An 8634-nucleotide genomic window follows, 5' to 3' on the forward strand; every position below is an offset into this window, starting at 1 on the left:
AAGGCCTTCCCTGACGGGAAGGCCTTTTTGCTTTCTGGCGTCTGGATAAGAGCTCAGGGAACAAGAGGCAACCGACGGGTCTGCCGCCTGTTACTGACAACCCGCCTCTTCCCCCCCTGTGGTGCTTGCGTGTCTGGCATTGTCCCTTTACCCAGGGCTTACCCTTCGCTCTGGTTTGTCTTTGTTCCTCCATCTTTTCCCAACCCGGCCAATCGACCGGGCTTTGTCGTGTCTGGAGATGAGCATCGCAAGCACGCGAATACGCTCTGGCCGAGAGTGCCAGAGGACCATCGGGAGCTCATATGCGGATAAGAGATAAGCAAAGCGCTTTTTCTTTCTTCATGGAATATGCATAAGCGGGCATGCTGTACTCAACCCAACGATATGGAGTATCACCATGAAACTGCGAATGACCGCTCTCACCGTTCTCTCCCTGCTGGCTCTCGGTCAGGTCCAAGCCGCCGAGGTGCGGCTGCTGAATGTCTCCTATGACCCGACGCGGGAGCTGTTCCAGGAGTACAACAGTGCCTTTGCCAAGGAGTGGAAGGCCAAAACCGGCGACGATGTGGTGGTGAGCCAGTCACACGGTGGCTCAGGCAAACAGGCTCGTGCCGTGGTGGACGGACTGGAGGCTGACGTGGTCTCCCTGGCGCTGGCCTATGACGTCGATGCGGTGGCCAAGGCAGGTCTCACCGCCAGCGACTGGGAAGGGCGTTTGGCCAACAATGCCTCTCCCTATACCTCCACCATCGTCTTCCTGGTGCGCAAGGGGAATCCCAAGCAGATCAAGGATTGGGGCGACCTGGTGCGCAAGGATGTCGCCATCATCACCCCCAACCCCAAGACCTCCGGCGGTGCGCGCTGGAATTATCTGGCTGCCTGGGGCTATGCCCTGAAGAAAAGCGGCACTGAAGAGGGCGCCAAACAGTTTGTCAGCGATCTGTTCAAGAATGTGAAGGTGCTGGACTCCGGGGCACGTGGCGCCACCACCAGCTTCATCGAACGCGGGCTCGGGGATGTGTTGCTGGCCTGGGAAAATGAAGCGTTGCTGGTGCTCAATCAGCCGGGCACCAGCGACAAGTTCGAACTGGTGGTGCCCTCGGTCTCCATCCTGGCAGAGCCGCCGGTAGCCGTGGTGGACAAGGTAGCCAAGAAGCATGGTACCGAGGCCGTCTCCAAGGCTTACCTCGAGTATCTCTACTCCGACGAAGGGCAGCGCATCATCGCCAAATACCACTATCGTCCGAGCAATCCGGCGATCCTGAAGGAGACAGCGGCCCAGTTCCCCAACCTGACGCTCTTTACTGTCAAGGATCTGGAAGGAGATTGGGACAAGGCACAGAAGAAGCACTTTGCCCAGGGCGGATCGTTTGACCAGATTTACCAACCGGGCCGTTAAGAGACGCAGGCCCCTGTGACAACAGATAGGAGTACCACGATGAACAAGATCCTTCTGGTTCCCGGTCTGCACAACAGTGGGCCGGATCACTGGCAGAGCCGCTGGCACCAGCAATTTCCCCAGTGGCAGAGAATGATGGGTCTGCCCTGGGACAAGCCGGATCTCACGGTCTGGAGCGCCAAGCTGGCGAGCAAGCTCAGGAGCCGGCGCAGCCGGGTCCACCTGGTCGCTCACTCCTTCGGCGCTCTGACGGCCATCGCTGCAGCCAGACTGCAACCAGACAAGGTCTCTTCCATCTTCATCGTTGCCCCTGCCGATCCTGCCCGTTTCGGTATCCCTGATGAGGTGTTGGCGGGGTCCATCAAGGTCTCTGCCCAGTTGATCGCCAGCCGCAATGACCCCTGGATGAGTTTCGAGCGAGCAGAGTTCTGGAGCCGGCAGTGGCAGGTGCCGTTGTTCGATGCGGGGGAAGTGGGCCATATCAATGCCCAGTCCGGCCATGGGGAGTGGCACCAGGGGCTCGCTTTGCTCGGCACCCTATACCGCCGTGCCGAAATGGTGGTGGAGCCTGCTCCTGCCGAGTGGGGCAAGCAGGCTGCACTCAGTTTTCGATGAGGGCGCCTCGGATTGTCTCGGCACGATTTCCAGACAGGCTGGCAACTTGGCCAGCGTGACTGACTTTGCATGTTCCCGGTTTTACCGCTCCGTCTTTTAGGTCTTTTATTTATATAAAAGACCTTTTTTTATGCTTATCGCTCTAAAAGCCTTGTTCCACCATTGTTAGATAAAAAAGTGCTTAGCAAAGGCATTATTGGTGTTTGTTGTCTCTGGCCGCCGTGAGCAAAATCGTCACATCCAAAGTATTTATAACAAACGGATGTGTTATGCGATTAAGTTCTTATTCCGTCCTGCCAGGCCTGGGGCCAACGCTGGGCTTCAGTCTGCTCTATCTGGGCATACTGGTGCTGCTGCCGCTCTCGGCACTGGTGCTGTTTGCGGTGAACAACCTGAGCGCCGCCGAGTTCTGGCAGGTGATCGGCTCCCCCCGGGTGCTCGCCTCCTTTCGCCTGAGCTTTGGCGCCGCCTTCATTGCCGCCCTGCTCAACAGTCTGTTCGGTCTGATACTGGCCTGGGTACTGGTGCGCTATACCTTCCCCGGCCGCAGACTGGTGGATGCGCTGATCGACCTGCCCTTTGCCATGCCGACTGCCGTCTCCGGGATTGCCTTGTGCGCCATCTTTGCCCCCAACGGCTGGATTGGCCAATGGGTCGCTCCGCTGGGCATCGAGCTTGCCTACAACCCCATAGGGGTGGTCATTGCCCTGACCTTTATCGGGCTGCCCTTTGTGGTGCGGACCCTGCAGCCGGTGCTGCGGGAAGCGGAGAGCGAGCAAGAGGAGGCGGCCGCGAGCCTGGGTGCCAACCGCTGGCAGACCTTCATCCGGGTACTGTGGCCGACCCTGGTACCTGCGCTGCTCACCGGTTTTGCCCTGGCGTTTGCTCGCGGCGTGGGGGAGTACGGCTCTGTCATCTTCATTGCCGGCAACCTCCCCATGGTGTCCGAGATTGCCCCCCTGATGATCATGAGTCACCTGGAGGAGTATGACTACGCCGGTGCATCGGCCATTGCGTCCGTCATGTTGCTCATTTCCTTTGTGCTGCTGTTGCTCATCAACAAGTTGCAAGCCTGGAGCTGGGCTCGCATCGGAGGAAGCCGTATATGAACGCCTCTACTGCCCATCTCGATCAGGCCCAGGAGTCCGCTCCGGCCACCCCGGCGCGTCATCCCCCGGTAACCCATGAACCGGTCTGGGTCAAATGGCTGCTGGTCACCGTCGGTCTGGGCTGGTTTGCCGCCTTGCTGCTGTTGCCGCTGGCCACCGTCTTCATCCAGGCGCTGAGCCCGGGTCTGGCCTTCTTCTGGCACGCCATCAGCGAGCCGGATGCCCTGAGCGCCCTGGGGCTGACCGCCCTGGTGACGCTCTGCTCGGTGCCCCTGAACCTGCTGTTCGGGCTGGCCGCCGCCTGGGCCATCGCCCGGTTCCGCTTCCCTGGCCGGCAACTGCTTATCACCCTCATCGATCTGCCGTTCTCGGTCTCGCCGGTCATCGCGGGCTTGATGTTCGTGCTGCTGTTCGGCAGTCGCGGCTGGTTCGGCGAGTGGCTCAGCGAGCACGACATCAAGATCATTTTCGCTACCCCGGGGATCATCCTGGCGACCACCTTCATCACTGTGCCCTTCGTGGTACGCGAGCTGCTGCCCCAGATGGAGGCGCGGGGCCCGGAGGAAGAGGAGGCCGCCATCATGCTGGGGGCGAGCGGGTTGCAGATGTTCTGGCGGGTGACCCTGCCCGGTATTCGCTGGAGCCTGATGTATGGCCTGCTGCTCTGTACCGCCCGGGCGGTGGGGGAGTTTGGCGCTGTCTCCGTGGTTTCCGGCCACATTCGCGGCCAGACCAACACGCTGCCGCTGCACATCGAGATCCTTTACAACGAGTACCAGACCGGTGCCGCCTTCGCGGTGGCCAGCCTGCTGGCGCTGTTCGGGATCTTCACCCTGCTGGGTGAGACCCTGCTGGCCAGGCTGCGCGGCCAACCGACCCAGTCCCATTGATCCCGAATTAACGGTTATAGGAGAGGCATTCATGAGCATTCAGGTTCAAGGGCTCAACAAGCATTTCAATCAGTACGCGGCGCTGGCCGACATCAACCTCGATTTTCACGACGGTGAGCTGGTCGCCCTGCTCGGCCCCTCCGGCTGCGGCAAGACCACCTTGCTGCGGATCATCGCTGGGCTGGAACAGGCGGACAGTGGCAGCGTCATCATCCGCGGCGAGGATGCCTCGGATCTCCATGTGCGCGAGCGCAACGTTGGCTTCGTGTTCCAGCACTACGCCCTGTTTCGCCACATGACGGTGTTCGAGAACGTGGCCTTTGGCCTGAGGGTCAAGCCGCGCAGCGAACGCCCGGACGAGGCGGCCATCCGCACCCGGGTCAAGGAGCTGCTGGATCTGGTGCAGCTCAGCCACGTCGCGGCACGCTACCCGACCCAGCTCTCCGGTGGTCAGCGCCAGCGGGTCGCCCTGGCCCGGGCCCTGGCGGTGCAGCCCAAGGTGCTGCTGCTGGACGAGCCTTTCGGCGCCCTTGATGCCCAGGTGCGCAAGGAGCTGCGCCGCTGGCTGCGTGAGCTTCACGACGAGCTGCATGTCACCAGTCTGTTCGTGACCCACGATCAGGAAGAGGCCCTGGAGGTGGCGGATCGGGTGGTGCTGATGAATGCCGGCAAGGTAGAGCAGATTGGCACCCCTGCCGAAGTGTATGATCAGCCCGCCAGTGCCTTCGTGCACAGCTTCCTTGGCAGCGTGAACCTGTTTCGTGGCAGGGTGGCCGGGCAGGGGTTCGGCATCGGTGAACAGCAACTGGGTGGCCCCATCCCTTCCCATCTGGCAGAAGGGAGTGCGGCCATTGCCTATGTGCGCCCCCACGAGCTGGAGATCCTGCCCTCGGATGCCCCCGGTGGCATTCGCGCCACCATTACCCGCCTGCTGCCCATGGGGCCGCGCATCCGGGTGGAACTGCGTGGCGATGGGGAGACGGGAGGCGCTCACTACGAGGCCGAACTGAGCAAGGAGGCCGCCCGGGCTTTTGCCCCCGGCCAGGGGGTGCGTCTGGTGGCCAGGCAGGCACAGCTCTATCCCGACTACCAGATCTGAGGGCAAGCCGCGAGGTGCGGCCCTCTGTCAGGCTTGCTGCCGGGCCATGATCCCGGCAATCCATAACAAGAGGACGGTGGCACGAGCCACCGCCACTCAGCGCAGGAGGCGATGAGGTGAACTTTCAGCAATTGCGAATCATTCGGGAGGCGGCACGACGGGATTACAATCTGACCGACGTGGCCAATGCCCTCTTTACTTCCCAGTCCGGGGTCAGCCGCCACATTCGCGAGTTGGAGGAGGAGCTGGGGCTCGCCCTTTTCATTCGCTATGGCAAGCGTCTGCTCGGTATGACCGAGCCGGGCAAGGAGTTGCTGGTGATCGCCGAGCGTATCCTGGGGGATGCCGACAACATCCGCAAACTGGCGAGCACCTTTGCCAATCGCGACTCGGGCCGGCTGCTCATCGCGACCACTCATACCCAGGCCCGTTATGCCCTGCCGAGGGTAGTGAAGGCGTTTCGGGAGCAATTTCCCCTGGTACAGCTGGAGCTGCGTCAGGGGAGCCCGGAGGAGATAGTGCGGCTGGTGCAGACCGGCGAGGTGGACATCGGCATCAGCAGCGAGCAGCTCGACAAGAGCGAAGGGGTGGTGGCCTTTCCCTACTACCGCTGGCACCACAATATCGTCGTGCCGGAGCAGCACCCCCTCACCGCCGAGCGGGAGCTGACCCTGGCCGCTCTGGCCCACTGGCCTATCGTCACCTATCAGGCCGGCCTCACCGGTCGGGCACGGGTGGATGATGCCTTTGCCGAGGCGGGCATAGTGCCGCAGATCCTGCTGACCGCCCAGGACTCCGACGTCATCAAGACCTATGTCGAGCTGGAGATGGGGGTGGGCATACTGGCGGACATGGCGTTCGATTCCCAGCGGGACAAGGGACTGGTGCAACTGGACGGCAGTCGGTTGTTTGCGCCGCACACCGCCTGGATCGGCCTCAAGCAGGGGCAGTTCCAGCACAACTTTGCCTGGCAGTTCATCCAGCTCTGCAACCCCGAGCTGGCGCTGGCTGAGATCCAGGCCCGCGCCATGAGCAACGAGCCCCTGCTCGACTATCAGATCTGAACCGAGGGATAGATGAAAAACGGGGAGCCATGGGCTCCCCGTTTGTTTGATGTTGACCTGATCTGGCACCGGAAACGCCGAGCGGGTTCCCGTCAGATCGGAGACGTCCCATCACTGCGCTGTCCAGGCCTCCTGCCAGTGGGAGCCTACGCCCGGTTCATACTGGGTGGCCGTGCTCGCCCACTGGCTGCACCAGCCGCTGTAGGGGAAGGGTTTGCACTGATAGACCTTGCCGTTCTTCGGCTGCAGCACCCGGGTTCCGGCGGTGTAGGACTTGAGGCCGTCCGGGAAAGTGAACTGGTAATCGCCCCCGCTTGCCGGATCCTTGAACATGAGGTCCAGGGTCTGCTGCACCGCGTCACCACCAGCCTTGGGTTTGCCCTCGATCACCAGCTGATGGTGGCCTGCACTCAAGCCGGTCAGCGCCATGGAGAAACTCTGGCTGCCGTCCTTGATGTCGGCACTGCTCTGTCCCCTGGCGACACCGCCGTGGTCATAGAGGGTGTTGGTGATGGCGAGATCCCCCTGGGCCGTGACGGTGAACGTCAGGGTGAGCTTGCCGTTGTCGAGGGGGTAGTCGCTCGCCAGACCGCTCACGCTGATCCCGTTCTCAACCGGGGGCTGCTGTTGCTCAAGCTGGATCTCGACCCGTTGCAGGTTGCTGCCAGCCTTGAGGTAGACCGGGTTCTGGCCATAGACGGGGTTGAACTGGCCGTCCGTACCTTGCTGGCCAGCACGGATCTGGCTCTGCTCGGCGTTGATCTTGCTCGCCAGGGCGTGGGCCCAGTTGTTCTTCTGGCCCTGCCTGGCGCTGGCGATGGTCAGCTCGGTCTGGAGATCGGTGCGCTCGCCATTGGCATCGAACACCCGGGTTCTGGCTTTGTCACCCGCCACCAGGTCGATGGAGGGATAGATGGTCCCTCCCTGGCTCCAGGTCAGCGGGGGCTGGGTGCCATCCTTGAACCGGGCGTCGATCAGGTTGTAGAAGCTGTTGGCGGTATCCCCTACCTCCCACACCCCGAGAATGACCTGATAACCGGTACGCGGGGGCAGGGTGCACTGATGGGTCACCTGTTTGGGGGGTTGCACCATGTTGCCCTCGATGACGCAGAAGGGATTGAGATCGAACGCATCCCGGGTGAGGGGCTGGTTCGGGTTCCAGTCCTGCTTGGTGAGGTAGTAGCGCCAGTTGCGGGTCACGTGGTTGGCAGTGAAGGTCCAGCTGATGGCGAAGGGACCGGCCTGCACCTCACGCTTGGTCCAGCGATCGAGGGTCTGGGTGTTGAGCTCGCCGAATTGGGGGTGACCGGCCGAGGCTATCTGGCCGTCGGCGGGGCCGCCATCGGGGAAGCCGGAGGGGGCTTCCAGGCTCTGGGGTTCCCACTGGATGGCGCCACACTGGCTGTTGCCCCCTGTCTTGCACAGGTAGTTGCGCCCTTCGGGCTGGCTGATGTAGCCGTGAGCGAGTACGCCGCCACTGGCCAGCAGCGCCAGCGCTGCCGCGAGATGGGTGAGTCGGATATTTGCTGCCATACATTCCTCTGTTCGGTGATGTGGGCAGTCACGTTGGCAGGGGAGTTCCCCGAAACACGGTGCTGCAACCCCGCTATCCTGGACAGCTTGTCTTTAGACCGGAGGCTTTGCGTCCTGGCCTTTCAACCAGTTTGCCAAATGACTACAGAAAGGATCATGGTGCCGCCTGTGGCGACCACTCATCATGACTATATTTTGTTAAAAAATTAAGTGTAAAAATTGACAGTGCCATCTCATCGGAGCAGCGCATCAGCGGCAGATCACTCCATCGGGATCTGCGCGCTGGTTCAGTGCGAGAGGGTGGCCCGGGAGAGGCTCCCGTGGCCATGACAGGAAAGGAGCCCCTGCAAGCCTGGCAGGGGCTCATGGGGCCACTCAGTGGCGGGGTTGCATGCCTGCTCGGGAAGAGGACGCCTGGGTCGGTCGCATCATCCTGTCCTGGGCTTGGGCGTTGTCCAGCTTGAACACCGCCAGTCGCTCGTCGAGGCTTCGGGAGAGACCGGCCAGCAGTTCGCTCTCCTGGGCCAACTGGGAGGCCGCCTGGGACATCTCGAGCGCCGAGTCGTTGATGCCGCTGACGTTGCGGTTCATGTCTTCCGCCACCATGCTCTGCTGCTCCGCCGCCGTGGCGATCTGGGTCGCCATGTCGCTCACGTGCTGGATGTGATTGACGATGAGGGAGAGATCCTGCCCCGCCTTCTCGGACTGGTTGACGCTGCTCTCCGCCAGCTTGCGGCTGGCGTCCATGGCGTTGGCGGCGGTGACAGCCCGTTGCTGCAACTGGGTGATGGTACTCTGGATCTCCTCGGTGGAGTGGCGGGTGCGACTGGCCAGCTGGCGCACCTCGTCGGCCACCACGGCGAAGCCACGGCCCTGCTCGCCGGCCCGGGCCGCCTCGATGGCGGCGTTGAGGGCCAGCAGGTTG

The 8634-nt window shown here is 62.2% G+C and carries 8 protein-coding genes and 1 riboswitch; of the genes, 6 read left to right on the top strand and 2 right to left on the bottom strand.

Annotation, left to right across the window (positions count from 1 at the left end):
• Window positions 1-397 precede the first annotated feature (397 nt).
• From AACR77_RS02270 to cbl, 6 genes are all read left to right on the top strand, one after another.
• Entirely contained in the window at window positions 398-1399 is a 1002-nt protein-coding gene (locus AACR77_RS02270) for a sulfate ABC transporter substrate-binding protein (RefSeq protein ID WP_042864432.1), read from the top strand.
• A 39-nt stretch (window positions 1400-1438) separates the two neighbouring features.
• Window positions 1439-2014, top strand: a complete 576-nt coding sequence (locus tag AACR77_RS02275) for an RBBP9/YdeN family alpha/beta hydrolase (protein ID WP_039039453.1) — start codon at window positions 1439-1441, stop codon at window positions 2012-2014.
• A gap of 269 nt (window positions 2015-2283) precedes the next feature.
• Entirely contained in the window at window positions 2284-3123 is an 840-nt protein-coding gene (gene cysT / locus AACR77_RS02280) for a sulfate ABC transporter permease subunit CysT (protein WP_039039454.1), read from the top strand.
• Window positions 3120-4013, top strand: a complete 894-nt coding sequence (gene cysW / locus AACR77_RS02285; protein ID WP_010672826.1) for a sulfate ABC transporter permease subunit CysW — start codon at window positions 3120-3122, stop codon at window positions 4011-4013. Before cysT ends, cysW begins: the two co-directional genes overlap by 4 nt.
• A 31-nt stretch (window positions 4014-4044) precedes the next feature.
• Window positions 4045-5112, top strand: coding sequence for a sulfate/molybdate ABC transporter ATP-binding protein (locus tag AACR77_RS02290; RefSeq protein ID WP_042879549.1), 1068 nt, complete (start codon window positions 4045-4047; stop codon window positions 5110-5112).
• Window positions 5113-5228: 116 nt separating this feature from the next.
• Window positions 5229-6176 carry an HTH-type transcriptional regulator Cbl gene (cbl, locus tag AACR77_RS02295; protein ID WP_010672828.1) on the top strand — a complete coding sequence of 316 codons (948 nt, stop codon included), beginning with the start codon at window positions 5229-5231 and terminating at the stop codon, window positions 6174-6176.
• Between the two features lie 111 nt (window positions 6177-6287).
• Here the strand turns inward: cbl and gbpA are convergent, their stop codons facing one another.
• Window positions 6288-7709 carry an N-acetylglucosamine-binding protein GbpA gene (gene gbpA, locus AACR77_RS02300; protein ID WP_042879551.1) on the bottom strand — a complete coding sequence of 474 codons (1422 nt, stop codon included), beginning with the start codon at window positions 7707-7709 and terminating at the stop codon, window positions 6288-6290.
• A 60-nt stretch (window positions 7710-7769) separates the two neighbouring features.
• A riboswitch (cyclic di-GMP riboswitch) is annotated at window positions 7770-7855 on the bottom strand.
• 229 nt (window positions 7856-8084) lie between these two features.
• Window positions 8085-8634: methyl-accepting chemotaxis protein (locus AACR77_RS02305; protein ID WP_042879553.1), on the bottom strand; the 550-nt coding region annotated here is incomplete at its 5' end.

The organism is Aeromonas sp. ZOR0002 (assembly GCF_963866995.1).
GTDB lineage: Bacteria > Pseudomonadota > Gammaproteobacteria > Enterobacterales > Aeromonadaceae > Aeromonas > Aeromonas caviae.

Excerpts from the sequence above, each read along its gene's own strand:
- cysW (WP_010672826.1), top strand. The coding sequence starts at position 3,120 with ATGAACGCCTCTACTGCCCATCTCGATCAGGCCCAGGAGTCCGCTCCG.
- AACR77_RS02275 (WP_039039453.1), top strand. The coding sequence starts at position 1,439 with ATGAACAAGATCCTTCTGGTTCCCGGTCTGCACAACAGTGGGCCGGAT.
- gbpA (WP_042879551.1), bottom strand. The coding sequence starts at position 7,709 with ATGGCAGCAAATATCCGACTCACCCATCTCGCGGCAGCGCTGGCGCTG.
- AACR77_RS02270 (WP_042864432.1), top strand. The coding sequence starts at position 398 with ATGAAACTGCGAATGACCGCTCTCACCGTTCTCTCCCTGCTGGCTCTC.
- AACR77_RS02290 (WP_042879549.1), top strand. The coding sequence starts at position 4,045 with ATGAGCATTCAGGTTCAAGGGCTCAACAAGCATTTCAATCAGTACGCG.
- cysT (WP_039039454.1), top strand. The coding sequence starts at position 2,284 with ATGCGATTAAGTTCTTATTCCGTCCTGCCAGGCCTGGGGCCAACGCTG.